Below are 26,028 nucleotides of genomic sequence, written 5' to 3' on the forward strand. Positions count from 1 at the left end.
AAACATGCTGATTCTGACTCGTCGTGTCGGAGAAACATTAATGATTGGAGACCAAGTTAGCGTGACTGTACTTGGTGTTAAAGGTAATCAGGTTCGTATTGGCGTGAATGCTCCAAAAGAAGTATCTGTTCATCGTGAAGAAATTTACCAACGAATTCAACATGAACGCGCAATGCACGAACATCTCCAAAACATTGATCAAGAATATCAGCCATCTTTTGAAGAAACTGATTATTCACAAAACAACTATAATCGCTAAGATTTAAGTTGTTAAATGATAAAGCGGCTCATTAGGCCGCTTTAAATTTATCTAGAACATGCGTTTACTATATAAGTTCAACTGAGCTTAATTACTGCCCTTCTAGAACTTTACGTACGGGGCCAAAACTGCGGCGATGTTCATCAATCACCCCATACTGTGCAATCGCTTCGAAGTGCGCTTTGGTTGGATAGCCCTTGTGTTTCGCAAAACCATACTGTGGATATTTTGCATCCAGTTCAACCATTTCGTGGTCTCGAGTCACTTTTGCCAAAATACTCGCAGCCGAAATCTCTGGATGAATCGCATCACCGCCCACGATTGCATCACAGCTCATTGCTAAACCGGTTGGGACTTTATTACCATCGACCAACACGTGTTCTGGCTGTACATTGAGTTTTTCCACTGCACGACGCATTGCAAGTAATGATGCTTGCAAAATATTGATCTCATCAATTTCTTGTGCAGAACTTTCAGCAATCGCCCAAGCCAAGGCTTTTTCTTGAATCTCAATAAATAACTTTTCACGTTTTTTTTCAGTGAGTTTTTTAGAATCGTTTAAACCTTCAATCGGGTTATTTGGATCTAAAATGACAGCTGCCGCAACAACCGAACCCACCAATGGACCGCGACCCGCTTCATCTGCACCAGCAATTTTCATATATCTCTCACTCAAAATAAAATACGACCCTTCATTTGGATTTACTGATACTCAGCAAAACCATTGTCAGGGTCGTATAAAATGTTCTAAATCTTAGTTTTTAAATGTTTCAATCACGCAAGCATTTAAAGTATTTGTCACGATTTTAGCCGCAAGATTTGCTTGTGAAGTTTTATCCATTGCTGCTACAACCAAATCCGTTGCAGTCACGCTAGTTGTCGCTTTCTCGCCTACACATGAACACACTTCAGTTTGTAGTTCAGATTTTTGAGTTTCTGTTAATAATTTTGAACCTGTTTTCCAGTAGCTGTTGTTATTAAGCTCAGTCACGCATTTCGCTTGAACACCCACTTTAACCGCCATCATTGCCAAGCTGTTTGCTGAAGTTGTACCTGTAGAACTTGTACCTGTTGTACCAGTCGCAGCACATGCAGAAAGAACAAGCGCTAATGGCGCTAGAACAGCAACTAATTTTTTCACGAATATTTCCTTTGTTCTGTTAATTAACGCGCATATTGTGCCCCAAATCACACACCATCTGATATGACTATTTAAAATAAATTCGGTAATTGTGTAGTTAATCATCAAAGCCTGTGTTGCATATTCACAACACTGTGTACCGATTTTAAACGACGCATATTTTTGTGGTCTGTATTAGAATCTGCATAAGATTGAACGCTTAAATAATCAACATGAGCAATAACACACAATACTACACTCGAACAGCTCAGGTCTTACATTGGCTGATGGCGATCATATTCATCGTGGCATGGTTCATTGGCTTTTATAGTGGCAATTTTCTCAGTTATGACGTCGATGGCAGCTTTAAAGGACAAGTCATTACCCTCCATAAAAATATTGCGACTACGATTATTTTTTTGGTGGTGATACGAATCTTTTGGCGCTATACCCACCCCACACCTGAATTACCTGACAGTATGTCATCCGGCATGAAAACCTTGGCACATTTGGGTCATTTAGCACTGTATTTTGTACTACTGGCTTTACCGATTACAGGTTGCTTATTTAGTTGGAGCGCAGGTCACCCGGCCCCTGTCTTGTATTTGTTTGAAATACCACGCTTGGTACAAGATAATCCTGAATTATTAGCCATCGTGAAACCGCTACATATTTGGATTTCTTGGGCAGCAGGCTTGCTCTTAGTGGGTCATATTTTGGCAGCGTTGAAACATCATTTTATTGATAAAGACCATGTGCTCAAAAGTATGACACGACAACCAAAACCCTAATAAAGACAAAATAAAAGCCACATCATGTGGCTTTTATTTTAAGCATTATCTTTTAATTCAGTACTTGCTGAGCACAGCCGCGCATACTATTCAAAACAGCTTTAGAAATCAGTTTATTCTTTTCAGTTTCATTCACTGCAGCAGTCATCAGATCTTTCGCACCGATATCATCCATGGCATGCTCACTCACGCACTGACAAATCGCAGCTTGATTGTCTTTTTTCTGTTGAGCACTCATAAACATCGCAGCGCCTTTCCAAATTTTAGAAGTATTTAATTCTTGCGAGCATTGATATTCAATCACGGGCTTTAGCATACGCTGACTTAAACTTGATTTATCTGCAATAGCAGCCGAAGAAATCAATACTGCGGCTAAAAATGTAATCGATGAGGCAAATATAGAGCGATTTGAATGAGATAAAAGCATGATTTAAACATAAAAAAGGCAGTGAATATTCACTGCCTGAGATTATACGCTGATTATTAATTCAACGCTTCAATCTTTTTAATCCAAGCTTGTTTTTCAGCATCTGAAATAAATGATGCTTCAAAAGAGTTGATTGCCAGTTGCTTTAACTCTGCATTGCTTAGATCAAGTGCTTTGGTGATCGCAATGAAGTTATCATTCATATAACCACCAAAGTACGATGGATCATCTGAATTGACGGTCACATGCACACCTTGTTGCAATAGACGGCGAATATTATGCTCAGCCATATTATTGACCACACAGAGCTTTAAATTGCTTAGCGGGCAAACGGTTAATGGCATTTTTTCTGCAATTAAACGTTGCATCAAAGCAGGATCTTCTTCTGAACGTACACCATGGTCAACACGATTTACTTTCAGCAAATCCAAGGCTTCCCATACGTATTCTGCTGGACCTTCTTCCCCTGCATGCGCAACGATAAGAAAACCTGCTTCACGTGCTTTAGCAAAAACACGTTCGAATTTTGATGGTGGATGACCCACTTCACTCGAATCTAAACCGACACCAATAATTTGATCTTTATATGGTAAAGCTTGTTCTAATGTTGCAAATGCTGCATCTTCAGATAAATGACGCAAGAAGCACATAATCAGATGTGAGCTAATGCCCAGTTTTGCTTTGGCATCATCACAAGCGCGTTGTAAGCCATTCAAGACAGTTTCAAAAGCAACCCCACGGTCTGTATGAGTTTGTGGGTCGAAGAACATTTCGGTATGAACCACATGATCTTCTGCACATTTTTCAAAGTATGCCCATGCTAAATCATAAAAATCTTGCTCATGAATCAGTACATTTGCACCTGCATAATAAATGTCTAAAAAAGACTGTAAATTATGAAAGTTATACGCTTCTTTTAATTCTTCGACTGATTGATAAGGGATTGCAATATTGTTGCGTTGGGCAATTGCAAACATGAGTTCAGGCTCAAATGTCCCTTCAATATGCACATGTAGCTCTGCTTTTGGCAAAGCGCGAATCAGCTCAAGTTGATCCATCTCTTATCCTCATAAAAATAAAAAAGGGTGCAAACTGAGTTTACACCCTTTCGCTATTTGACAGTATTAACCGCCAAATGCAGCAAATTTCAATGCCCAAAGTACAGCAATAATCCAAACCATATACGGTACAGTTTTCGCTTTACCTGTCAGCAATTTAACCAATGCATAGCTAATGAAGCCCATTGCAATACCGTCTGCAATTGAATACGTAAACGGCATAAATACAATTGTTAAGAATGCTGGGACTGCTTCCGTAATATCATCCCACTCAATATGAACGATACCTTGAATCATCAACACACCAACAAACAATAATGCTGGCGCAGTTGCAAAACCTGGTACAGACTGAGCAAGTGGTGCTAAGAACAATGCCAAAATAAACAATACAGCAACTACAACTGCAGTTAACCCTGTACGACCACCGGCAGCAACACCTGCTGATGATTCGATATAAGGCGTAGTTGAAGACGTACCCAATGCCGCACCCGCAACAATTGCAGATGAGTCAGCAAATAATGCTTTCTTCAAACGTGGTAATTTACCGTCTTTTAATAAACCTGCACGGTGTGATACACCCACCAATGTACCTGTAGAGTCAAACAAATCGACCAAGAAGAATACAAAGATCACGCCAATCAAACTTGCTGTGAATAGACCTTCAAAGTCCATTTGCATGAATGTTGGAGTGATTGAAGGAATCGCGCCTACAACACCTTTAAATTCGTTGAAACCCAGCAGGGTTGCAATTGCAGTAATCACCAAGATACTGATGATGATTGCACCACGTACTTTGAAGTGATGCATAACCACAACCATCAAGAAGCCAAGTAAAGCCAACAAAACTGAAGGTTGTTTTAGATCACCCAAACTCACTAAAGTTGCTGGATTATCAACAATAATGCCTGCATTTTTCAACGCAATTAGGGCAAGGAATAAACCAATACCGCCACCGATCGCCAGTTTAAGCGACATTGGAATCGCATTAACAATCGCTTCACGGATTTTGAACATGCTGATAGCGATAAAAACAAGGCCAGAGACAAATACAGCTGCTAAAGCAGTTTGCCATTCCACGCCCATACCCAAACATACAGAATAGGTAAAGTAAGCGTTTAAGCCCATACCGGGTGCTAAGGCAATTGGATAGTTAGCAACAAGACCCATCACCAAACAGCCAATGGCTGCTGCTAGACAGGTTGCGACAAAAACAGCACCATGATCCATACCCGTTTCGGACAAAATCATTGGATTGACAATAATGATGTAACACATTGTCAAGAAAGTAGTTACACCTGCAATGACTTCTGTTTTGAAACTGGTTTTGTTTTCGCTCAGTTTAAACAGACGTTCAAGCATGTTCTCGGAAGATGGATTAGGAGTCGTCATGACCTAGCCCCTATGAAGTAAACTTTATGCATATAAGCATTCCACAAAATTAATCATGTGATGTATTCATCATTAATTTTGTGTATGCCTAAGCAACGAATATGCCAATTCGGCAGATTGTAGGCTTTAAAAAATCCTATTTTCAACAGCATACAACACAGTACAAATGTTGAAATTTGCAAACAAAAAAGCTGCATAAACCTATGCAGCTCCTCTATTTATGTCATTTAATTCGTATTTAATATCAATAAATACTGATCAAATTAATTTCGGCAAATTATAACACATTGATTTTTTAATGTTTCCAAATTTTCATCGCTTTTCAATTTAGTAAATTTAAGACATTGTTTTCTTTATAAAGTTTCAAATTATTATATATAAAAATAAAATATCAAGATTTAGACGAACACTTCAAGACCATGCTTGAGCTCAATGCAGAAGCTGCAAGATTGACTTTTTTTAGCGCATATAAGGTGATGCGTTCAAATCATCATTGAACACCTGATTAATTTCTTGCTGTCGCTTTAACTCTGCATTTTTATAAACACTAAACCCTAAGAACACAATGCTGAGTATAAAAATTGGTATCAGTATTTTTTTCATAACAAAATTTTATTCATGTTTAAATATTTGGCTATAATAACAAAAAACTTAAACAAAAAAGTGACGTGTTTCACAATTTTATATCTTATTAAGTTATTTAATAAGCTATTTGTTCGATCAATGTTAAATTTGTAATATGTTTTAGACTGATAGACAAGATAATCACTGAATGTTTTTTCGAATCCTTTTCCGCAAAAAGCTTCAAATCATAGATCATTTCACCTAAGAAATTTAAAGCACGATCAATTTCACAACCCACTATTAAATCTCGAATGACGAAGATGAAAAAAGCCGCTGACTTCTAATCAGCGGCTATTCATATTCTTTTCAGTCTAAGTTTTTCAATTTTAAAATTAAGCGGCTTGTTGTTCATCTCGCTTAAAGACCAATTCGCCCTTTAAGCTACTCTCAGCATCGAAATAATAACCATCGGTATTGAACGACTTGATATCTTCAATACGTTCAATTTTATTTTCCAACAAATAACGCGCCATTAGGCCACGTGCTTTTTTGGCATAGAAGCTGATGACTTTATATTTGCCGTTCTTTTGATCCAGAAAAACAGGCTTGATGATTTCGGCTTTGATTTTTGCTTCTTTAACCGACTTATAATATTCATCTGAAGCGATGTTGACGAAAAGTTCAGAGCCCGCTTTTGCCAAATCGTCATTAATCAGATTGGTGATGGTATTGTCCCAAAACTCATACAAGTTATTTCCACGTGGGTTTTGTAACTTGGTCCCCATCTCTAAACGATATGGCATCATTAAATCCAGTGGACGCAATAAACCATAGAGACCTGAGAGCATACGCAAATGGGTTTGTGCATATTCAAGGTCTGAGTTTGTAAGTTTATATGCATCTAAACCGGTATATACATCACCTTTAAAGGCAAAGATTGATTGGCGTGCATTGGCAAAATCAAAATCAGGCTGCCAATCTCGGAAGCGCTCAACATTTAAAGTCGCAATTTTCTCACTGACACTCATCAAGCTTGAAATTTCACTTACCGACAATTTACGTGCGACTGAGATTAATTCTTCAGAATGATCTAATAACCGTGGTTGAGTGAATTTTTCAGTCGGTAAAGCGGTTTCGTAATCTAAAGTTTTTGCTGGAGAAATTAAAGCGAGCATAAACATCCTGATTAATTTTTAATTAAACAAACTATAACAGTAGAGTATTTTCAAATCCAATCTGTGTTTTAGATAATATTAATCTGTAAACTATGCGACTCTCCCGCTTTCACATTTTAGTCATTATGTCAGAACAACTGTTCATTCAAGGGCCTGTTGGTCAGCTTGAAATTTTTGTTGATTATCCACAGGGTGAAGTGAAAGGATTCGCGGTAGTTACACACCCTCACCCATTGCAAGGTGGCACACCACAGCACAAAGTACCTGTGCTTTTAGCGCAAATGTTCTTAGAACGTGGCTATGTTGTCTATCGCCCAAGTTTCCGCGGCTCTGGCAAAAGTGCAGGAATACATGACGAAGGCAATGGTGAAACCAAAGACACCATGCAAGTTATTGAATTTGCGCGTAACCTACATCCAAACCTACCATTTTATGCAGGCGGTTTTAGTTTTGGTGCAAATGTCATGACTAAATGCTATGCCCTATTGCCTGTAGAATTACAGCCTGTACAGACTATTTTATGCGGACTACCAACTACAACAGTTGCAGGTGTACGTCACTATGTGACGCCGCATATTAAGGGTGATATTTTATTTATTCACGGTGAAGAAGATAATGTCACACTGTTATCTGACTTGATTCAGTGGGCCAAACCACAGCGCCATTTAATCACGGTTTTGCCAGGTGCAAACCACTTCTTTACGGGTTATCTCAAACAGCTTCGTATTGCGATTTCACGCTTTTTAGTATAAACAATACCAAAAATGAGTCAGCTTAACTGGCTCATTTTTCTTGCCTAGCGAACGCTCTATTCCCCCAATATTCCAGATGAACTGAACTACTCGCTTTTCGATTTATCCATTTTTTTGCATTAGTGATCACAATTCGTTCAATATGTAATGACTTAAGCCGATGCTCGTTTAATTTTGATTACGCCTCAATTTTTTATCTAAAAACCAATTATTTACTTGTTTAAATAATCAACTACAGAAATAATACCCAGAAAAATTAAGATAAAATTTAGAGGGGAAAAATGAAATTTATTGTTGCTGTGATTTTAGGTCTAGGCATTGCAGCTTTGGTCTATTATTTTAATTCAACGCCTTCCACAACGACGAATTTGCCAGTTTCTACAGTTGCTGCGAACGATGGCCCCAAAGCCTATTTGACTGCTTCATACAAGATGAATGTCGATGGTCGTGATTTTAGCTTAAAGATGGTCTATGACTTTCCCAACAGCCAAGTGTGTGAAGCCCAACTCAACAGCACAGACACCATGAATATGATTTCAACCTTTAAGCAACGCTGTTCGAGTGACTCGGTGTGTAAAGAAGCTGAAATTTCATCTTGTTCACCTTTTACCGATCAAAAATATAAAGATATGCTCGATAAAAACTATCATGACACCCATTATATTTATCTTAGCGATAGCAAATTGACTGATCAACGTGGTGTGATCGTGTTTTGGGGACTCAATGAACAAGAGTCAGAAAAAATGTGTGACTATGTGAAAAAGAGCAATCGAACTATTAATCCTATCAATATTGAATGTCTATAACGTTGTTCGATACATTCCGTTAAAAAATAAAAAAGCAGCACTATGCTGCTTTTTTATAGATGATTTTTAATTCAATTTTTCAGTTCATTTCGTCATTTGTTTCCATTGAAACTCACTATACGAGTCTTCTTCTTTTAAACTGTTTTCGACCGCTTGAGCCAATTGATTCAACAAACTTTGCTCAGTAATACGATCTAACCAATCTTGGTCTTCATCTGGATAAGAGGTAATTTCACAGACTAGACGACCTGATTCATCCTGCCCCTGACATGTCACTGAAAGTGGCAATTCATGTTGATCGACACTGACTGCAATCTGATCACCACTTTGCGATAACGTTTGAAAGCCATATTTCTCAAGCTTACTTGCTAAAAACTCAGCCACTTGAGTTTGCGTATCAGCACTGCTTTCAACTCGATTTGAATCGCTATGGGCGGTGAATTGTAGTTTTCTCATGTATCTATCCAAAGACATTCTTGTTGTATAGTTTTAGCATAAGCAATTAAAACCAAACAGCCAAGCATTTGCTTGGCTGTTGTTGAATAAATATACAAATTTAGTGAATTATTTATTCACTTACCGCAATCGTTAAACCGGCTTGAGTCGCTAGCTCTGTAAATGTCGGGAAGCTGGTCGCAACAGTTTCTGTACCCACGATATTAATTTCACCCGAAGTACGTAAACCTGCCATTGAGAAGCTCATTGCAATACGGTGGTCATGATGTGATTCGATTTGACCACCTGTGAAGATTGCACCCCACTCACCCGCTTTGCCTTGACCTTCAATGATAATGCCGTCCTCGGTTGGCGTACAATCGATACCCATAATTTTTAGGCCATCTGCCATCACTTGAATACGATCCGACTCTTTCACTCGAAGTTCAGCTGCACCAGTCAAAATGGTTTGACCCTCTGCACATGCAGCAGCAATAAATAACGCTGGGAATTCATCAATCGCCAATGGCACTTGATCTTCTGGCATATGAATGCCTTTGAGTGTACGTGAACCACGAATACGAATATCTGCAATCGGCTCACCGCCAGCGATACGTTCATTTTCAACAGTCAGGTCAGCACCCATCTGTTTTAAAATTTCGATCACACCTGTACGTGTTGGATTAATGCCGACCGCTTCAAGTGTGACATCTGAACCTTCAGTAATCGCTGCACCCACCATAAAGAATGCTGCAGATGAAATGTCAGAGGGTACTTGAATGTCTGTACCGACTAACTTGCCACCACCTTGAAGTGAAATGCGGTTGCCTTCTGTTTTCACGTCATAACCAAATGCACGAAGCATACGCTCTGAATGGTCACGTGTCGGTTCTGGCTCAGTGACAACAGTTTCACCTTCCGCCCAAAGACCTGCCAACAAAATACCAGATTTTACTTGTGCAGATGCCATTGGTAAGTCGTAGTGAATACCTTTAAGGTGTTGACTTCCAGAAATAGACACGGGCGGCGTACCACGCTCACCTGTGGTTTGAATTTGCGCCCCCATTTCACGTAATGGTTTTGCAATACGTTCCATTGGACGTTTTGATAATGACGCATCACCCGTCATCACCGAATCAAACTTCTGTGCCGACAACATGCCTGAAAGCAAACGCATTGAAGTGCCTGAGTTACCCATATACAAAGCGCCTGCAGGTGCTTTTAAACCATGCATACCTACACCATGAATGGTGACTTCGCCGTTTTTAGGGCCTTCAATACTTACACCCATATCGCGGAATGCTTGGAGGGTTGCCAAGGCATCTTCACCTTCAAGGAAACCCGTGACATGCGTTGTGCCTTCTGCAATAGCACCAAACATGATAGAGCGATGTGACACAGATTTATCACCTGGCACAGTAAATTTACCTTGGAATTGCTTTGGACCCGGTAAAATTTTGAATTGCTGTGTCGTCACTTTATTTTTCTCCATCAGTGGTTTCTTTGCGAGCATGTGATTGAAATGTTGACGTGCCGCTTGTGCATGCCCCAACAGTCCCATCAACGCTTGTGAGTTTTCATCTTCAATCAGTTTGCGAAGAATAGCCAATTGTTTTTCAAAGCCATCTACCGCTTTTAAAATTGCCTTTTTATTGGCAAAAAAGATGTCATGCCACATATGTGGGTCGCTTGCAGCAATGCGTGAGAAATCACGAAAACCGCCAGCGGCATAACGGAAAATATCTAAATTGTCTTCTCGGTTCGCAAGTTGCTCAACCAAGTTAAATGCCATCAAATGCGGAAGATGACTGGTATGGGCCAACACTTCGTCGTGTTTTTCCACATCCATGCAAATCACTTCCGCTTTGGCAGCTTGCCACAATTGAATCAGTTTCTCTACAGCCCAATCTGCACTGCTAGGTAATGGTGTCAAAATCACTTTGTGATTAGCAAATAAATCTACCTTACCGGCATGCACACCTGTTAGTTCAGCCCCCGCAATCGGATGCCCCGGTACAAAACCAGCAGGTAATTGCTCACCATAAACCGCTTTAGCTGCATCAACAACATTGCCTTTGGTACTTCCAACATCGGTAATAATCGTCTGTTCGGATAGATAAGGTTTGATCGCTTCAAGGACTTTTTGTGTCGCACGAACAGGTAAAGCCAAAACAACAAGATCTGCACCTTTGACCGCTTCAGCAGGATCGCTATAACCCTGCTGAATAAGCCCTAAAGCTTTTGCATCTTCTAAAGTTTTTTGTGAACGCGTAGACGCCACAATTTCCTTAGCCAAACCTTCAGCAATCATGACGCGAGCTAGGCTTGAGCCAATCAGACCAAGCCCAATAAAAGCAACTTTTTCAAATAGTGGCACACACATGACTTAAGCTTTAGCCTCTAAGCCCAAAACTTTAGCTAATGCCGCCAAGAATTTAGCATTTTCAGCTTCAGTCCCAATTGATACACGTAAATGCTCAGGGATACCAACTGGACGAACAATCACACCTTCTTTTAATAAAGCATTGAACGTCTGTGCAGGATCTGCTTTTACATTTACTAAAATGAAGTTGGCACGTGAAGGCACATACGCTAAACCTAAAGCATCAAAGCCTGACTCAAGTTGAGCCATACCCGCTTTGTTCACTACGCGTGATTTTTCAATAAATGCTTCATCTTTAAGTGCAGCAACTGCAGCCACCATCGCAAGATGGTTCACGTTAAAGGGTTGACGAATACGATTGAGGAAATCCGTCACTTCAACTGAAGCCAAGGCAAAACCAACACGTAACGCAGCCAAGCCATAACATTTTGACATGGTACGGCTAACGATTAAGTTTGCGTATTGATCTAAGAATTTCAAGCTGTTGAAGTTTTCTGGGAAATATTCCACATAAGCTTCATCTAAAACCACGATCACATTTGCAGGTACTTTTTGCATGAACGCTTCAAATTCAGCTTCTTCAAACCATGTACCTGTTGGATTATTTGGGTTCGCAATAAAAATTAATTTAGTATTGTCTTTAATTGCCGCAGCCATTGCATCTAGGTCATGTGAAAAACCTTTTGCAGGCACTTCAATCGCTTCAGCATTAATGGCTTGTGTCACCAGACCATACACAGCAAATGCGTGTTGGCTATACACCACAGAGTCTTGCTCTGAAACAAAAGCACGAGCGAAAATTTCTAGAAGATCGTTTGAACCATTACCTAACGTAATGCGGTCATGTGCAATACCAAATTGTTTTTCAACTTGGTCTTTCAAAATAAAACCGCCACCATCCGGATATCGACCAATTTCTGCAAGTTCAGCAGCAACCGCTTCTTTCACTTTGTCAGAACAACCCAATGGGTTTTCATTTGATGCGAGTTTTACGATATCTGTAATACCCAACTCACGCTCAAGTTCACTAATTGGTTTACCTGGTTGGTAAGGCTTTAGCTTTGCAATGCCTTCATTGGCTGGGACAAACGTCATTTTACACTTCCAGTTTTTTCAAATGATGAAGGTGATCAACTCCTGATGGAATTGATCACAGTTGTGATCTTAAAGAACAGCAATCGGATATGAACCCAATACACGAATTTCTTTAACCAATGGACGAATTTCTTCAATTGCCGCTTTCACGTTTTCTTGCTCAACATGACCTTCCAAGTCCACAAAGAATACATAAGCCCATTTTTCTGGTAATGCAGGACGTGTTTCGATACTTGTTAAGCTAATATTATGCTTGGCAAACGGTGCAAGAATTTCAAGTAATGCCCCTGCACGGTCATGCGCAGAAATCAACAATGAAGTTTTATCATTGCCCGATTGCGGTACTTTCTCACGACCAATCACCAAGAAACGAGTAGTATTTTCAGGATTGTCTTCAATATTGCTATGCAAAATTTCAAGGTTGTAAATGTTCGCAGCGACTTCAGAAGCAATTGCTGCTGAGTGCCATTCATTGCGAATACGGCGTGCAGCTTCTGCATTTGAACTGAGTGCAACACGTTCTACACCTGGATAATGAGCATCTAACCAACCACGGCATTGCGCCAAAGTTTGTTGATGTGCATAAATTTGTTTAATGCTGTCTTTACGTGTGTTTTCAGACACTAGGAACTGGTGATGAATACGCAGTTCAACTTCACCAATAACATTGAGATGTGAAGATTTGAAGCAATCTAAAGTATGGTTCACTACACCTTCAGATGAGTTCTCTACAGGCACAAGACCATAGTGCGCACTGCCTGCTTCTACTTCGCGGAATACTTCATCAATCGTTGGAAGAGGGCGAACAACAGCGTCTTGACCAAAGTGTTTCAACACCGCCGAATGTGTATATGTCCCAACTGGACCTAAGAACGCAATACTTTGCGGTGCTTCAAGAGCTAAACAAGCCGACATGATCTCACGGAATAAACGTGCCATTGTCACATCAGACAATGGGCCTTCGTTACGATCCATAACTTTACGTAAAACTTGCGCTTCACGTTCAGGACGATAAAACAATGGATTCTCTTCTGCAGCAAATTTTGCTTTTGCCACAGCTTCAGCTAGTTTCGCACGACGGTTGATAAGTTGTTGAATCTGCATATCAACAGAGTCGATATCTTCACGAATTTGAGCTAAGTCCAGAGAAGTCGGAGTGTTTTGATCATCGTTGATCATTGTTATGTCGCCCTTCAAAAAAATTTTGCAAACAGTATAACAATAGTTAGCTTTCAAATGTTGCGCAATACGACTTTGATGGTTTCAGCCTTAAAAACATACAGTTGATTAAAGCTTCATCAGCTTAACTTAAGAGCCAAAACAGCCAAACTGATAGGTAAAGCCATAATTAAGGCAAATCTTACCTTTTGACGGCTTTATTGATCATTCATCTTGAGCAGCACAATAAATAGCCCTTCTCTTTTCCTCCAAATTTGCCTCAGATCCATCTCCTTGTATAAGCCCATCAATCAATTTGTTTCATTGGTCATTTCAGTTTTAAATTTTGCTCTCAATACTTGAAGCAAAATAAAAATTTCAAAACTTGGTTTTCATGGCATAGAAATAATTTGAAACTTAAAGATGATCTATATAAACACTTGGTCATTGATCGTTTTTTCAGTGACTTAATAGGCACTTTCATCTAGTGTTTACAGTCATTGACGCATTTATTACAAAAGACACAGGTAATTCTTATCATTGCTTTGTAGTCTAAATATCAGAAAAAAAATAACAGCCCCATAGGTACAAGTATGCACAAGAAAATTGCAGTGTTAGTGACCTACGATTTTGAAGATATTGAGTATCTTGAGCCTGTGGAGGCCTTTCGAGCCGCTCGGCACAGCATTATCAATATCGAAGATCAGGTTGGAAAAATCGTTTACGGCATTAAACGCCGTTCCCAGATCACCATTGACCAAAGTATCGACGATGCCTCTGTGCATGATTTTGATGCCTTATTTATTCCCGGCGGTTATTCCCCAGAGAAACTCGCTTTAGATGACCGTTTTATCTATTTTGTACGTAATTTTGCAGATAGCCAAAAGCCGATCTTGAGCAGTTGCCATGGTCCACAGTTGTTACTAGAAGCTGGTGTCATACAAGGTCGTCATTTCGCCCAATCTGAAACGCTGAAATCCGCTTTATTAAACGCAGGTGTGGTGGTGTCGGATCAATCGGTCGTGAATGATAATAACTTGTATATATCGTCTCGCAGTACTTTAGATACGCCTGAATTTATTGAAGTCTGTCTACAAGTTTTGGGGCAACCGTCATTATCATAGATCTCAATATATTCACTTACACTCAACTGCATAATCTAATTCAAACACGTAAATCTATAGAAATACATCGTCACTATAGAAATACATTGTCAAAAAAATAGCGAAGTCTTCACTTCGCTATTTTAAGTTCAGCCTGATAATTTGTTTATCGACCTAAAATACTTCGTGCCACGATTTCTTTCATAATTTCATTGGTGCCACCGTAGATTTGCTGAATACGTGCATCGACAAAGAAACGTGAAATTGGATATTCGGTCATATAACCATAGCCACCAAATAATTGAAGTAGATTATGGGCCACTTTCATTTGCATATCGGTAGAGAAGCTCTTGAGTGCTGCTGCAGTTTCAACATCAAGTTTGCCTTGCATATAAAGCTCAACATTTTGATTATAAAACGCCGCGGTAGCCAATTCGTCAATCTTAGCCTGTGCCAAGACAAAACGAGTATTTTGGAACTGTCCAATCGCCTGTCCGAACGCTTGACGCTCTTTGACATACTGCGTTGCCACATCAATGGAACCACGAATCGCACCAATTGCAGTCGAAGCAATCGCGGTACGTTCACGCGGTAACTCTTGCATCAAGTAAGCAAAGCCTTGTCCAGCTTGACCCAAAAGTTGCTCTTTCGGCACTTTGACATTGTCATAAAACAACTCTGACGTATCTTGCGCATGCAGACCAATTTTATCCAGGTTAGTGCCCTTCTTAAATCCATCCAAATGGGTATCGACTAAAAGTAATGACACGCCTTTAGCACGTGCTTGTGGATCAGTTTTCGCCGCCAATACCACTAGGTCTGCATGTTGACCATTTGAGATAAAGGTTTTCGAACCATTGAGAAGATAATGATCGCCCTGCAAAATTGCACTACTGCGCATAGACTGTAAGTCTGAACCTGCACCCGGCTCCGTCATACCAATGGCACCGACCACTTCACCCGTGACCATTTTCGGCAACCAATGTTGTTTTTGTTCTTCTGAACCAATGTGCAAAATATACGGTGCTGCAATTTCAGAATGGCATGAAATACCTGTCGATAATGCACTAAAACCTGCGCGCGCAGATTCTTCGACTAGCATCAGTGAATAATGCGTTGGGACGCCATAGCCGCCATATTCTTCAGGCACATCGACACATAAAAAGCCATTTTCACCCAAGGCATTCCATACTGAACGCGGCATAATGCCTTCACGTTCCCATTGCTCATAATGTGGTGCGACATGCTCTGCCATAAAACGGCGAAAGTTATCTCGAAATAATTCTAAGTCTGCATCATAAGCCAGCATGTGTTTCTTCCTTGGTTGAGTTTGTTGTTTTGTTGAACTCCATCCTATTGCAGTTTAGAACAGCCGTCATGCCTAAAAACTAAAGCGTTCAAATTTGGCTTTGGCCTTGCATAAAAAAAGGAAGCCGAAGCTTCCTTTTTAAACACATCTTTTACATCACAGCATCTGCCTTAGGCATGATGTGCATTACCTTCTTCTTGCATCTGACGGTCAATTTCTTCAGGGTTTGCCAAAGCAAAATCCAGTTTTTCTTTGTCTAATTGACCCACCCATTTTGCAACCACAATCGTTGCCAATGAGTTACCGACAAGGTTCGTTAATGCACGTGCTTCTGACATGAAACGGTCAATACCAAGAATCAATGCCAAACCAGCAACAGGAATATGCCCCACAGCAGAAAGTGTTGCAGCCATAACAATAAAGCCTGAACCCGTCACACCCGCAGCACCCTTAGATGAAATCAGTAGAACCAATAACAAAGTGATCTGATGCGAAATATCAAGCGGCGTATTGGTCGCTTGTGCAATAAAGATCGCCGCCATAGTCAGGTAAATAGACGTACCATCTAGGTTAAATGAATAGCCTGTTGGAATAACCAGACCCACTACAGATTTTTCTGCACCTGCAAGTTCGAGTTTTTTCAACATACGTGGCAGTACAGATTCTGAAGATGACGTACCTAGTACGATCAAGAGTTCTTCGCGAATCATACGAATCATTTTGAGGATACTGAAACCGCAAATACGTGCAATTGAGCCAAGTACAAGGAAAATAAACAGTAAACAGGTAATATAGAAGCAGATGATCAACTGACCCAATTGCGCCAAACTACCGATACCATATTTACCAATGGTATAAGCCATCGCACCGAAGGCACCAATTGGCGCAAGCTTCATGATCATGTTTACAATGTTAAAGAATACATGTGCAATTTGATCAATAAACTTCAATACAGGCTTACCTGCATCACCAAGTTTATGCAAAGCAAAACCAAATAATAAGGCAAATAATAGAACTTGAAGAATTTCACCCTCAGCAAACGCACCAACAACGGTGTTTGGGATGATATTCATAAAGAAATCTTGGGTAGATTGTGCTGCACCAGATTCAACATATTTAGAAATACCTGAAGTATCTAAAGATGCTGGATCTACGTTCATGCCTACACCTGGTTTTGCAATATTAATCACTGCAAGACCAATGATGAGTGCGATGGTCGAAACGATTTCGAAGTATAGTAAAGCGACACCACCTGTTTTACCCACAGATTTCATGCTTTCCATACCTGCAATACCACTCACCACGGTACAGAAGATCACAGGTGCAATAATCATTTTAATCAGCTTGATGAAACCTTGTCCTAGTGGATAGAACAATTCACCCCAGCCTTTTACGTATTGCTCGGTACCATTGATAATTTGCGTGCCACTTGGTGAGAAATGCCCCACCAATACACCGGCAATAATGGCAACGATCACTTGAAAATATAGTGACTTATAAATTGGTTTTTTAGCCATGACATTACTTCACGATATATTTCTGCTTCAAAGAAATATTCAGTTTTTGTCTATTTTCAAAAAATAAACAGCCCAAAACCCCTTTGTCTTCGACAAAAGAGCACCAAAGGTATTTGACTTAGCCAAATACAGAAAAACGAAATATGTATGGTGATTAAATAATCACATCAGGACCTGATATAAAATCAGCGCATTGATCAGGAGATGAAACACATACTAAAGTAGGTTAAATTTTACCTGTTTTTTAAAGGCTTGTTCTGCCACAAATGTTAATTTCGGTTAAATAATAGACCGAGTTTATTAGACGATAGTCTAAAGACATCCTTTTTTAAACCTGTTATCAGGCTGAAAAATACCAACTATAGAAGTAAACTATCCTTAAGTCCTAATTTTAAGCCCAGTATTTGCATGAACAATAAACGAAATATTTACAAAGATTTTGAACATCCTTTTGCGCAATTTGTCCGTATCGTGGGTAAAGGTAAAAATGGCGCACGTTCTCTCACTTATGATGAAGCCTACCAAGCGTTCAGCATGATCTTAAAAGATGAGGTTTTAGACGTTCAATTGGGCGCTTTCTTGATGTTATTGCGTGTAAAAGAAGAATCTGTCGATGAACTGACAGGCTTTGTCCAAGCCACACGTGATCAGCTCAAGTTTAAAAAGCTTGATGTCGATTTAGATTGGTCATCTTATGCAGGTAAACGCAAACATTATCCTTGGTTTTTATTGGCCGCATTAACGCTGGCAAAACGCGGCTACAATGTCGTAATGCATGGCGCTTCAGGTCATACCATTAACCGCCTTTATACAGAACAAGTATTAGAGTATTTGGGTTTTCCTATTTGCCAAAATGATACAGATGTGGAACAGCAGCTTATACAACGTCATTTTGCTTATATTCCGCTCGACGTCATTTCACCAATACTCAGTGATTTAATTTCACTACGCAATGTCATGGGCTTACGTTCCCCAATTCACACCCTTGCGCGTCTGATAAATCCATTTAATGCCAAAGCCACCATGCAAGCGATTTTCCATCCAGCCTATCGTGGATCACACCAACGTGCGGCATTCCAATTGGGTTATCAAAATAGTGCTGTCATTAAGGGTGAAGGTGGTGAATTCGAACGTAACCCCGATGCAAAAACCTTAATTTGTGGCATCAAGGATGGTGAAATGTATGCACATGAGTTACCTAAACTGACGGACAACCGTAGTCCAGTCGAAGAAGAACTTGATTTGGCCGTTTTTAAAGCCGTTTGGGACGGTCAGCAGACACATGAATATGGTGAAATCGCAGTGACCGAAACCATGGGAATCGCACTGTATACCATGGGCGCCGTCGCAAGTTTTGATGATGCAATGCAAACTGCCAAAACCATGTGGGCAAATCGTCACGCTTAAATAAGCAGTATGAAGCAAAAAATTTAGGCATGCATCAAGCCAATAAAAAGCCAGCATTAAGCTGGCTTTTTCAATCAGACAGAAAACGGATTAAACGAAACGAATCGGCTTGAACTCAGGTTCTTCCACATGCGAGTCGCAATGCTCATCTTCTTCTTTGGTCCCGCGGTCGATATAACCACTACGCTCATCTTCTGGCAAATGTTTAATTTCCCATGCATACACCGCTTGCATACAAATTTGACGTTGTTCTTGAGTCAGCGCTACGCCATTTGGCCATTTACCAATTTCAATTGCCGTTTTTAATCGACCAACAATTTCAGGATCGAGTACGGCAAGCATCTGTTCAATATTCATAATTAATCCTGCTTTAATGAGTCAAAATCTTGGTTCCAGCCTAGCTTGGTACGACATGCCATATAGAAGTCATAACCAGGTGGATGTAATAAGTTGAGCTTAAATGGATGTTTGCGGATATGTAAACTATCGCCTACACCCAATGATACACTGTGTTGACCATCGGCACTGACCATTGGTAGAACACGATTTTCACGAATCAAAATTTTAATTTCGCTTTGTCCACCTACGACAATCGGCCGTGACGACAAAGTATGTGGATGCATTGGCACTAAGGCAATCGCATCCATACTTGGGTGGACAATCGGCCCACCGCCAGATAATGCATAAGCTGTTGAACCGGTTGGCGTGGAAACAATTAAACCGTCACTGTGTTGGCGGTACACATATTGGCCATCGATATTCAGTTCAAAGTCGATCATATGTACCGATTTACCTGAATGCAGCACAATATCATTTAAAGCCACGGCATCATAAATCGACTCACCTTTCGAGCGAATTTCCATTTCCAGCAAGAAACGTCGATCCAACTGAAACTCACCTTTGAGCACTTGATCTAACTTAAAAATCACTTCAGTCGGTTTGATATCAGTCAGGAAACCTAAACGACCGCGGTTCACGCCAATCACAGGGGTATTATATTTCACCAAAGCACGTGCAGCATGAAGTAATGAACCATCACCTCCGACAACTATCACCAAATCGACGACTTCACCCAATAAGTTACGGCTGACCGTCTGAGTATTGTTATAGGGTACCAGCTGCGCTGTTTGCGTATCAAATACAGGATGTAATCCCAAACTTAAAATATGATCGTGGATCAAACATAGGGTTTCGATCACTGATGATTTGTCTGGACGACCAATCAACCCAATGTTTCGAAATGATTTATGTGAAATTTGCACCTGCGCTTTTGCTCCGCTTCGCCTCATTGGTATCATATCACTAACAGAAATGATTTAAAAAAACTTTAAAGTTTCGACTTTAGTGAAGTAGGTTCCTATATTTTGCATACATATAACAGTTTAAATATTGCAAAATACTGAAAAGCTTCGCATGATTAGCAAAATTTCTCAGGGTCTTATCACTATTTATGAAGTCTGAACGTGGCATAGGCATAATTGCACTGATTTTTTCGCTGTTGATTATCGGCGGATTTATCGTGTTTAGCATTTATCTTATTCGTCTAGATAATATTGTACGCGACAAATTCGAAGGTCAACGTTGGGATATTCCAGCCAAGGTATTTGCACGTCCTTTAGAAATTTATACTAATGCGCCTGTGAGCCAAGCAGACCTCAACCAAGAACTGAAACTTTTGGGTTATAAAGCTCAAGATAGCTATGCGAAAACGGGGAGTTACGTTACTTCTGGCAATGTGACCTATATCCATACGCGTGGTTTTGACTTTGGTGATAGTGTCGACCCGGAACAAGTCCTTAAAGTGACCTTTGGTGAAGATCAAATCACTGAAGTGAGTGCAACCAAGCCTTCAAGTAGTGGTATTGCCCGCTTAGAGCCGATGTTAATTGGTGGTATTTATCCTCAGCACAATGAAGACCGTGTGCTGATCAAACTGGATAAAGTGCCTAAGCCTTTAATCCAAGCTTTAATTGCTACCGAAGACCGCAATTTCTATCAACATCATGGTATTTCGATTCGTGGTACAGCACGTGCCATTGTGAGTAATGTCACAGGCGGAAAACGTCAAGGTGGTTCGACCCTCACTCAGCAATTGGTGAAAAATTTTTATTTATCGCCTGAGAGAACCATTAAACGTAAGGCCAATGAAGCCTTAATGGCGATGCTGATTGAACTTCACTATGACAAAGATGAAATTCTTGAAGCTTATTTAAATGAAGTGAACTTAGGTCAAAACGGTAACTATTCAATCAATGGTTATGGTTTAGCCTCACAATTCTATTTTGGTTTACCCCTACGTGAACTAAATATTGCTCAGCAGGCTTATTTAGTCGGTTTGGTACAAGGCCCGACCCTATTTAATCCGTGGAAAAACCCTGAAGGTGCGATTAAACGCCGTAATATTGTGTTAAACAATATGGTGGTGATGGGCTATTTAACTCAGGAACAATATGAAACTGAGTCAGCGCGTCCATTGAATGTTATTACAAAACCAACATTGGGCCCTTCTCGCTTCCCTGACTATATGGATATCGTGCGTCGTCAACTGCGTACTGAATATCAAGAAAGCGATTTGACCAATCAAGGTCTGCGTATTTTCACTGCGATGGACCCGATTGCTCAAACTCGTGTACAAACTGCATTTAAAGAATCTGTGGCGCGTTTAAGCAATGCCAATCCAGCACGTTTGAAAGAATTACAAGGCGCGGTATTGGTGTCTCATCCTGAAAATGGTGAATTGGTTTCAGCAGTCGGTTCAACGCAGGACTTTACCGGCTTTAACCGTACAATGGATGCTAAACGTCAAGTCGGTTCATTGCTAAAACCTGTGATTTACCTCAGTGCGATAGAATCCAACCGCTATAACTGGGCGAGTCAGATCGAAGATAGCCCTATCAGCATTCAAAGTGATGGCAAAGCTTGGACACCAAAAAACTATAGTGGTGGCGCACATGGTGTCGTACCAATGGTCGATGCCCTATCAAACTCTTATAACCTCTCTGCGGTACGCTTAGGTCAAGAGTTCGGTATGTCGACTTTTATTAACCATCTGAAAAAGTTTGGTGTGACGTCTAATATTCCAAACTACCCTTCGATTTACCTCGGCGCCATTGATATGTCACCGATGGAAGTCATGAGTGTCTATGGTAACTTTGCAACCGGTGGCTTCAAATATCCAGTGAAAGCTATTCGTTCAGTGGTCGATGCCAATGGTCGTTTATTAGATCGTTATAGCTTAACGGTACAACCGACTATTGCACCTGATGCTGCCTTTATCTTGAACTACGGTTTACAACAAGTGATGAGTTCAGGGACAGGCCGTTCTGCTTATGCATCATTACCAGCTTCACTTAAACTTGCAGGTAAATCAGGGACAACCAATGATACACGTGACTCATGGTTTGCAGGTTATTCAGGTAATTACTTAAGTGTGGTTTGGTTAGGTTTAGACAACAATAAAGTTACAGGCTTAACTGGTTCGTCAGGAGCCCTTCCTGTTTGGACCAATGTGATGAAGCAGTTACGTCAAAAGCCAGTTAATTTACGTCAACCAGACAGCGTACAGTGGCATTGGTTAGACCGCTATTCAGGTAATTTATCTGCGCAGCATTGTACAGGTGCGATGTATATTCCTCTGTCGCGCAACTCTATTCCAAATCAGGCTACGGCATGTGGTTCGACACAATATGAAGTAGAACCTTACACAGTTGATACTGAAGAGACGCAGCCAACTCAGGAACAAAATGATAGTTTAGGTGACTACATTCGTGAAAGTGATGTCGATAATGATCAGGGTTCATCTGATCAACCTCGCATCATCTCAAGTGGAGAGTATACAAATTAAATTGCAAAACATTAAAGTTTTAAAAACGTTCAGTATTCTGAGCGTTTTGACGATCATTTTGGCTGGTTGCCAAACCATAGTCGAACCTGAGCAAAAGCCGCTTGCTCCACCTGAAAAAAAGGCAGATATCCATGACTCTTCTGGGGTCATTATTACGCCATATGACCATCCAGAAATTAAACGTCAACGCATCGTTATTCCTGAGCAGAAAACCCAAATTCAAAAGTTTGATGATGGTCGTGACTTACCTGCATTCAAAAAATTGATGCAAACTACGCAAACCGCTTATGCCAATGGAAAATGGAATGAAGCTGAAAGTGCTGCAACTCAAGCACAGCGTTTGGCACCACAATCTGCGGAAACTTTTTTATATTTGGCAATGATCGCCAATCGAAAAAATCAACCTGCGAATGCAGAATCGTTGGCACTGCGTGGATTAAGCTATGCTCAAACCAAGCCGATGAAACAACAGCTTTGGAATGTTGTTTTAAAAGCTGGTCAAATGCAAAAGAAAAGCAGCACCATTCAAAAAGCACAACAAGCAATTAAAGCTCTTTAAGCACCCCGTAAAAAAGCTTGATCTTAATTGAGATCAGGCTTTTTTATTTAAAACATACTAAAAGTAAGCTTATTTCCAATAGTTACTTTAAGTCTAAAATATCGACTTTAAATACAAATTTAATTCAATACACACTTTAATTTAAAAACTGCGAATACCTGCCACCCCATAAGCATGATGTTGCTGTGAAATAGACAATAATTCAGGACGCATGCCACCTAAAGCAAAAACAGGGATTTCTATGCCTCGTGCAATCTCAGAAAAATGCGCCCATCCCATACCTTGCGCCTCTGGATGACTTTGTGTCGCCAGAACTGGGCTCATAAAAATAGCCTCACAGCCAATTTTTTGCGCATGCAGCGCAGAAACTTGATCATGACAAGCTGCGATATAGCGCTTCCCAAGCTGTAAATCACCTTTATTTTTTTTCAGCAATTGGTGCTGCTTAAGATGTAAAGCCGAAATATGTGCTTGCACCTCTGTAGAGAGTAATGACCATAGATCTTCATTAATTATCAGTTGTTTTAAAATCACGGTAGGTAATTGATTTAATGCCTCTGCATTTTCTGCGCTGGCATCGACTCGCCAATAATACAACAGCGTCTCTTTAAGCGTTTCAAGTGTTGGTAAATCGGCGGTGATTTTGATCTGTTGCTGCCAATATAAACGCTGCAAAATAGCTTGATTGGCCTTTGGAAAATTCAAACTCATGAGTTGTTGACGCGAATACCAGGCCCATGGCTTTTGGATTTCATTCAGCAACGCATGCGGGACGGTGGCATGAAATAAATGTAATTTCACAATGACATCATCATATTCATGTTGAATAAAATCAAAAGCATGCCAGTCATGTAAACCAATTCCAACCTCTTCAAAAATTTCACGACGACAAGCCTGTTCAGGACTTTCACCCTGCTCGACTTTACCGCCCGGAAACTCATGTTTATTGCCCTGATGTTGTTTTGCTTCACGCCAACCCACCAGTACTTTGTCTTGATGCAATAAAATCGCAATGGCGACATCGATTTGCGGTTTAGACATAGTTCCCTGCTCTCTACTCTGTTCCAATTGATATCTAAGTGTAAGCAAATTTATCTTTTTTATAAAATCCTAAAATTACCGTTGACAGGCCTATTTGATAATGATTATCATTTAAACCATTCAGAAATACACCACGGAGTCGACGGAATGAACGCACCATTTAGCCTTTTTACTCGTAGCAATGAAGCACACCACTCACTGCCAATGCTACATTCAAACAACCTTTTTGCTTTAGGACGTGAAATTCGCATTATGCATGCAGGTGAAGAATATCGACTACGTTTAACACGAAATAATCGCCTTATTTTGACCAAATAATTTCTGATAAAAATAATAATTATCAGCGCAATAAAAATAATCGTGGACACAAGCAGTAAGCCATTCGCTTACTGCTTTTTTAAGTTTTGTACTTAGTTAAATTAAGTTTTATAGCTACTCAAACTTAATTTAAATCGCAACACTCATCTTCCTCTCACAACACTCTTTCGCTAAATTCCTTAGAGCAAATCGTGTTTTTAACGGATTGGAAAAGTGAGTTGTACCTTTAAGCCACCAAGTTCAGATGCATCCACATTTAAATGGCCTTGATGTAACTGTACAATTTTTTGGGCAATTGAAATACCTAAACCTGAACCTTGCGTCTTCGTTCCCAATACACGGTAAAATCGCTCGCCAATGCGTTGCAATTCTGCGACTGTCAGTCCCGCACCTTGATTTTCAATCGTCCAAACCGCCTGCTGTGCTGTTACCGTTAAATCAATCTTTACCTGTCCTTGCTCAGGACTATAGCGAATTGCGTTATCGACTAAATTGCGTAGACAGCTAAACATCAACTCTGGGTTCATAGCAAACTGTACAGACTGGGTCTGTAGCTTCAATTCGATCTGTTTTTCTTCAATAAAAGGCTGTAAAGCGTCAAAGACTTGTAAACTCAGCTGTTCTAAGTCTTCTTGTTTTTTATCTAATTGCTCCGATTGCGTCGGGTCGAGCCGTGCCAAAATCAGTAGATTTTCCAACACGCGCGTTCCTCGATTAACATCGTGCTGTATGCTCAATAAATCCTGCTGAATGTCGGGATATTTTCGTTTTAATACCTGAAGTCGCATTTGAATCGCAGACAGCGGTGAGCGTAATTCATGTGAGGCATCGGAGGTAAAGCGTTGTTCCGCCTCTAAGGCTTGATCTAATCGACTTAATAAAAAATTCAGCTGTGTTTGGATCGGCTCTAGTTCTTGTAATACAGGTTCAGGTAAGACAATGGCTTGTAAGTCATCTACATTTTTTTCAGCGATTTGTTTTGAAAAAAGCTGTAAAACTTTCAATTGACGTTTAATCAAAATATGCAGTAATAGCCATTGGATCAACCAGACAATCAACAGAATCCCTGCATAGCCTAGTACGCTTTGCAGCGTTTCTCTGAGCCGTGTTTTCATCGGTTGAATGATTTGTACGCTTAATCCATCGTCCTGAAGTGCATAGCTACGCCAAAGCGCGCCTTCTCTCCATTGATAATGCAACCCTTGTTTTAAATTGGGCTGATGTTCAAATGCTGTGTGTTGTTCCGATGTGGTTAAGACTTGCGACCCTTGCATGAGTTGATATTGCATATCAAACTCTTCACTCAGCTCATCTATTTGTTCGTCTTGCTTCAGCGTGAGATCAGTAGCAGTGAGCATGTCAGCCACTTCGTCCATCAGGGCATCATGTACACTCATGATGTGATAAAGACCAAATCCCAACATCAGACACAGGGAGATTGCTCCCGCCCAAATTGCACTGAGCAGTGAGGTTTTAATCAGTTGCGACTGTAAGGAAATGCTTTTTTTATCACTCATA

General features: G+C 40.3%; 25 protein-coding genes. 9 read left to right on the top strand and 16 right to left on the bottom strand.

All coding sequences use genetic code 11. The annotated features are described in order from the left end of the window. Positions 1-4: 4 nt before the first annotated feature. Positions 5-259, top strand: coding sequence for a carbon storage regulator CsrA (csrA, locus tag FTV37_RS13475; RefSeq protein ID WP_078189080.1), 255 nt, complete (start codon positions 5-7; stop codon positions 257-259). A 91-nt stretch (positions 260-350) separates the two neighbouring features. Here csrA and rnhB read toward each other — a convergent pair whose 3' ends face one another. Together rnhB and FTV37_RS13485 are read right to left on the bottom strand one after the other, a co-directional pair. After that, the gene (gene rnhB, locus FTV37_RS13480) at positions 351-920 is read right to left on the bottom strand and encodes a ribonuclease HII (RefSeq protein ID WP_168379347.1); all 570 of its coding nucleotides are present in this window, start codon (positions 918-920) and stop codon (positions 351-353) included. A gap of 93 nt (positions 921-1,013) precedes the next feature. Further along, a complete protein-coding gene (locus FTV37_RS13485) occupies positions 1,014-1,400 on the bottom strand; it encodes a hypothetical protein (protein WP_168379346.1) in 387 nt (128 codons plus the stop codon). Positions 1,401-1,612: 212 nt separating this feature from the next. On the opposite strand from FTV37_RS13485, the gene FTV37_RS13490 reads away from it, so the two are divergent. Further along, positions 1,613-2,170 carry a cytochrome b gene (locus tag FTV37_RS13490; protein WP_180064100.1) on the top strand — a complete coding sequence of 186 codons (558 nt, stop codon included), beginning with the start codon at positions 1,613-1,615 and terminating at the stop codon, positions 2,168-2,170. A gap of 52 nt (positions 2,171-2,222) precedes the next feature. Here FTV37_RS13490 and FTV37_RS13495 read toward each other — a convergent pair whose 3' ends face one another. From FTV37_RS13495 to yaaA, 4 genes are all read right to left on the bottom strand, one after another. Further along, a complete protein-coding gene (locus FTV37_RS13495; RefSeq protein WP_180064101.1) occupies positions 2,223-2,597 on the bottom strand; it encodes a hypothetical protein in 375 nt (124 codons plus the stop codon). 56 nt (positions 2,598-2,653) lie between these two features. Next, entirely contained in the window at positions 2,654-3,655 is a 1,002-nt protein-coding gene (locus FTV37_RS13500) for an adenosine deaminase (RefSeq protein WP_180020853.1), read from the bottom strand. 66 nt (positions 3,656-3,721) lie between these two features. Continuing rightward, on the bottom strand, positions 3,722-5,044 hold the full coding sequence (locus tag FTV37_RS13505) for an NCS2 family permease (RefSeq protein WP_180064102.1): 1,323 nt from the start codon (positions 5,042-5,044) through the stop codon (positions 3,722-3,724). A 956-nt stretch (positions 5,045-6,000) separates the two neighbouring features. Continuing rightward, a complete protein-coding gene (gene yaaA, locus FTV37_RS13510; RefSeq protein WP_180064103.1) occupies positions 6,001-6,783 on the bottom strand; it encodes a peroxide stress protein YaaA in 783 nt (260 codons plus the stop codon). Positions 6,784-6,908: 125 nt separating this feature from the next. On the opposite strand from yaaA, the gene FTV37_RS13515 reads away from it, so the two are divergent. Beyond that, positions 6,909-7,535 (top strand): alpha/beta hydrolase, encoded by a 627-nt coding sequence (locus FTV37_RS13515; protein WP_180064104.1) that lies wholly within the window; start codon positions 6,909-6,911, stop codon positions 7,533-7,535. Between the two features lie 281 nt (positions 7,536-7,816). Further along, entirely contained in the window at positions 7,817-8,341 is a 525-nt protein-coding gene (locus tag FTV37_RS13520) for a hypothetical protein (protein ID WP_180064105.1), read from the top strand. Between the two features lie 84 nt (positions 8,342-8,425). Here FTV37_RS13520 and FTV37_RS13525 read toward each other — a convergent pair whose 3' ends face one another. The 4 genes from FTV37_RS13525 to pheA form a co-directional block, all read right to left on the bottom strand. Then, a complete protein-coding gene (locus tag FTV37_RS13525) occupies positions 8,426-8,797 on the bottom strand; it encodes a hypothetical protein (protein WP_180010854.1) in 372 nt (123 codons plus the stop codon). 112 nt (positions 8,798-8,909) lie between these two features. Then, entirely contained in the window at positions 8,910-11,159 is a 2,250-nt protein-coding gene (locus tag FTV37_RS13530) for a bifunctional prephenate dehydrogenase/3-phosphoshikimate 1-carboxyvinyltransferase (protein WP_180064106.1), read from the bottom strand. A 3-nt stretch (positions 11,160-11,162) separates the two neighbouring features. Next, positions 11,163-12,254 (bottom strand): histidinol-phosphate transaminase, encoded by a 1,092-nt coding sequence (gene hisC, locus FTV37_RS13535; RefSeq protein ID WP_078189092.1) that lies wholly within the window; start codon positions 12,252-12,254, stop codon positions 11,163-11,165. A gap of 69 nt (positions 12,255-12,323) precedes the next feature. Further along, the gene (pheA, locus tag FTV37_RS13540; RefSeq protein WP_078194414.1) at positions 12,324-13,433 is read right to left on the bottom strand and encodes a prephenate dehydratase; all 1,110 of its coding nucleotides are present in this window, start codon (positions 13,431-13,433) and stop codon (positions 12,324-12,326) included. Between the two features lie 572 nt (positions 13,434-14,005). On the opposite strand from pheA, the gene FTV37_RS13545 reads away from it, so the two are divergent. Continuing rightward, on the top strand, positions 14,006-14,536 hold the full coding sequence (locus FTV37_RS13545) for a DJ-1/PfpI family protein (RefSeq protein WP_078189095.1): 531 nt from the start codon (positions 14,006-14,008) through the stop codon (positions 14,534-14,536). 145 nt (positions 14,537-14,681) lie between these two features. On the opposite strand, the gene FTV37_RS13550 is transcribed toward FTV37_RS13545, so the two are convergent. Beyond that, the gene (locus tag FTV37_RS13550; protein ID WP_078189096.1) at positions 14,682-15,824 is read right to left on the bottom strand and encodes an acyl-CoA dehydrogenase family protein; all 1,143 of its coding nucleotides are present in this window, start codon (positions 15,822-15,824) and stop codon (positions 14,682-14,684) included. Positions 15,825-15,994: 170 nt separating this feature from the next. Continuing rightward, positions 15,995-17,341, bottom strand: a complete 1,347-nt coding sequence (locus FTV37_RS13555) for a dicarboxylate/amino acid:cation symporter (protein WP_180009487.1) — start codon at positions 17,339-17,341, stop codon at positions 15,995-15,997. Between the two features lie 408 nt (positions 17,342-17,749). On the opposite strand from FTV37_RS13555, the gene FTV37_RS13560 reads away from it, so the two are divergent. Further along, complete coding sequence (locus FTV37_RS13560) at positions 17,750-18,748, top strand: glycosyl transferase family protein (RefSeq protein WP_180064107.1); 999 nt, start codon at positions 17,750-17,752, stop codon at positions 18,746-18,748. Between the two features lie 90 nt (positions 18,749-18,838). On the opposite strand, the gene FTV37_RS13565 is transcribed toward FTV37_RS13560, so the two are convergent. Together FTV37_RS13565 and FTV37_RS13570 are read right to left on the bottom strand one after the other, a co-directional pair. Next, positions 18,839-19,105 (bottom strand): YeaC family protein, encoded by a 267-nt coding sequence (locus FTV37_RS13565; protein ID WP_078189099.1) that lies wholly within the window; start codon positions 19,103-19,105, stop codon positions 18,839-18,841. A gap of 2 nt (positions 19,106-19,107) precedes the next feature. After that, positions 19,108-20,046, bottom strand: coding sequence for an NAD(+) kinase (locus tag FTV37_RS13570; RefSeq protein WP_078189100.1), 939 nt, complete (start codon positions 20,044-20,046; stop codon positions 19,108-19,110). A 152-nt stretch (positions 20,047-20,198) separates the two neighbouring features. On the opposite strand from FTV37_RS13570, the gene mrcB reads away from it, so the two are divergent. Beyond that, positions 20,199-22,592: a penicillin-binding protein 1B gene (gene mrcB / locus FTV37_RS13575; protein ID WP_180064108.1), complete on the top strand. Its 2,394-nt coding sequence runs from the start codon at positions 20,199-20,201 to the stop codon at positions 22,590-22,592. Positions 22,593-22,629: 37 nt separating this feature from the next. Next, positions 22,630-23,151 carry a tetratricopeptide repeat protein gene (locus FTV37_RS13580; RefSeq protein ID WP_257224346.1) on the top strand — a complete coding sequence of 174 codons (522 nt, stop codon included), beginning with the start codon at positions 22,630-22,632 and terminating at the stop codon, positions 23,149-23,151. A gap of 141 nt (positions 23,152-23,292) precedes the next feature. Here the strand turns inward: FTV37_RS13580 and FTV37_RS13585 are convergent, their stop codons facing one another. Beyond that, positions 23,293-24,192 (bottom strand): NUDIX domain-containing protein, encoded by a 900-nt coding sequence (locus FTV37_RS13585; RefSeq protein WP_180009489.1) that lies wholly within the window; start codon positions 24,190-24,192, stop codon positions 23,293-23,295. A 147-nt stretch (positions 24,193-24,339) separates the two neighbouring features. Between FTV37_RS13585 and hemP the strand changes: the two genes are divergently transcribed. Next, a complete protein-coding gene (hemP, locus tag FTV37_RS13590; RefSeq protein ID WP_078189103.1) occupies positions 24,340-24,510 on the top strand; it encodes a hemin uptake protein HemP in 171 nt (56 codons plus the stop codon). Positions 24,511-24,707: 197 nt separating this feature from the next. Here hemP and FTV37_RS13595 read toward each other — a convergent pair whose 3' ends face one another. Further along, on the bottom strand, positions 24,708-26,027 hold the full coding sequence (locus tag FTV37_RS13595) for a HAMP domain-containing sensor histidine kinase (protein WP_180009490.1): 1,320 nt from the start codon (positions 26,025-26,027) through the stop codon (positions 24,708-24,710). Position 26,028: the final 1 nt, after the last annotated feature.

Source organism: Acinetobacter sp. YH16042, from assembly GCF_013417245.1.
In the GTDB taxonomy this organism is placed as follows: Bacteria; Pseudomonadota; Gammaproteobacteria; order Pseudomonadales; family Moraxellaceae; genus Acinetobacter; species Acinetobacter amyesii.

What these genes read in the sequence shown, in the direction of transcription:
- csrA (WP_078189080.1), top strand. Translation starts at nt 5, where the DNA reads ATGCTGATTCTGACTCGTCGTGTCGGAGAAACATTAATGATTGGAGAC.
- rnhB (WP_168379347.1), bottom strand. Translation starts at nt 920, where the DNA reads ATGAAAATTGCTGGTGCAGATGAAGCGGGTCGCGGTCCATTGGTGGGT.
- FTV37_RS13490 (WP_180064100.1), top strand. Translation starts at nt 1,613, where the DNA reads ATGAGCAATAACACACAATACTACACTCGAACAGCTCAGGTCTTACAT.
- FTV37_RS13495 (WP_180064101.1), bottom strand. Translation starts at nt 2,597, where the DNA reads ATGCTTTTATCTCATTCAAATCGCTCTATATTTGCCTCATCGATTACA.
- FTV37_RS13500 (WP_180020853.1), bottom strand. Translation starts at nt 3,655, where the DNA reads ATGGATCAACTTGAGCTGATTCGCGCTTTGCCAAAAGCAGAGCTACAT.
- FTV37_RS13505 (WP_180064102.1), bottom strand. Translation starts at nt 5,044, where the DNA reads ATGACGACTCCTAATCCATCTTCCGAGAACATGCTTGAACGTCTGTTT.
- yaaA (WP_180064103.1), bottom strand. Translation starts at nt 6,783, where the DNA reads ATGCTCGCTTTAATTTCTCCAGCAAAAACTTTAGATTACGAAACCGCT.
- FTV37_RS13515 (WP_180064104.1), top strand. Translation starts at nt 6,909, where the DNA reads ATGTCAGAACAACTGTTCATTCAAGGGCCTGTTGGTCAGCTTGAAATT.
- FTV37_RS13520 (WP_180064105.1), top strand. Translation starts at nt 7,817, where the DNA reads ATGAAATTTATTGTTGCTGTGATTTTAGGTCTAGGCATTGCAGCTTTG.
- FTV37_RS13525 (WP_180010854.1), bottom strand. Translation starts at nt 8,797, where the DNA reads ATGAGAAAACTACAATTCACCGCCCATAGCGATTCAAATCGAGTTGAA.
- FTV37_RS13530 (WP_180064106.1), bottom strand. Translation starts at nt 11,159, where the DNA reads ATGTGTGTGCCACTATTTGAAAAAGTTGCTTTTATTGGGCTTGGTCTG.
- hisC (WP_078189092.1), bottom strand. Translation starts at nt 12,254, where the DNA reads ATGACGTTTGTCCCAGCCAATGAAGGCATTGCAAAGCTAAAGCCTTAC.
- pheA (WP_078194414.1), bottom strand. Translation starts at nt 13,433, where the DNA reads ATGATCAACGATGATCAAAACACTCCGACTTCTCTGGACTTAGCTCAA.
- FTV37_RS13545 (WP_078189095.1), top strand. Translation starts at nt 14,006, where the DNA reads ATGCACAAGAAAATTGCAGTGTTAGTGACCTACGATTTTGAAGATATT.
- FTV37_RS13550 (WP_078189096.1), bottom strand. Translation starts at nt 15,824, where the DNA reads ATGCTGGCTTATGATGCAGACTTAGAATTATTTCGAGATAACTTTCGC.
- FTV37_RS13555 (WP_180009487.1), bottom strand. Translation starts at nt 17,341, where the DNA reads ATGGCTAAAAAACCAATTTATAAGTCACTATATTTTCAAGTGATCGTT.
- FTV37_RS13560 (WP_180064107.1), top strand. Translation starts at nt 17,750, where the DNA reads ATGAACAATAAACGAAATATTTACAAAGATTTTGAACATCCTTTTGCG.
- FTV37_RS13565 (WP_078189099.1), bottom strand. Translation starts at nt 19,105, where the DNA reads ATGAATATTGAACAGATGCTTGCCGTACTCGATCCTGAAATTGTTGGT.
- FTV37_RS13570 (WP_078189100.1), bottom strand. Translation starts at nt 20,046, where the DNA reads ATGATACCAATGAGGCGAAGCGGAGCAAAAGCGCAGGTGCAAATTTCA.
- mrcB (WP_180064108.1), top strand. Translation starts at nt 20,199, where the DNA reads ATGAAGTCTGAACGTGGCATAGGCATAATTGCACTGATTTTTTCGCTG.
- FTV37_RS13585 (WP_180009489.1), bottom strand. Translation starts at nt 24,192, where the DNA reads ATGTCTAAACCGCAAATCGATGTCGCCATTGCGATTTTATTGCATCAA.
- hemP (WP_078189103.1), top strand. Translation starts at nt 24,340, where the DNA reads ATGAACGCACCATTTAGCCTTTTTACTCGTAGCAATGAAGCACACCAC.
- FTV37_RS13595 (WP_180009490.1), bottom strand. Translation starts at nt 26,027, where the DNA reads ATGAGTGATAAAAAAAGCATTTCCTTACAGTCGCAACTGATTAAAACC.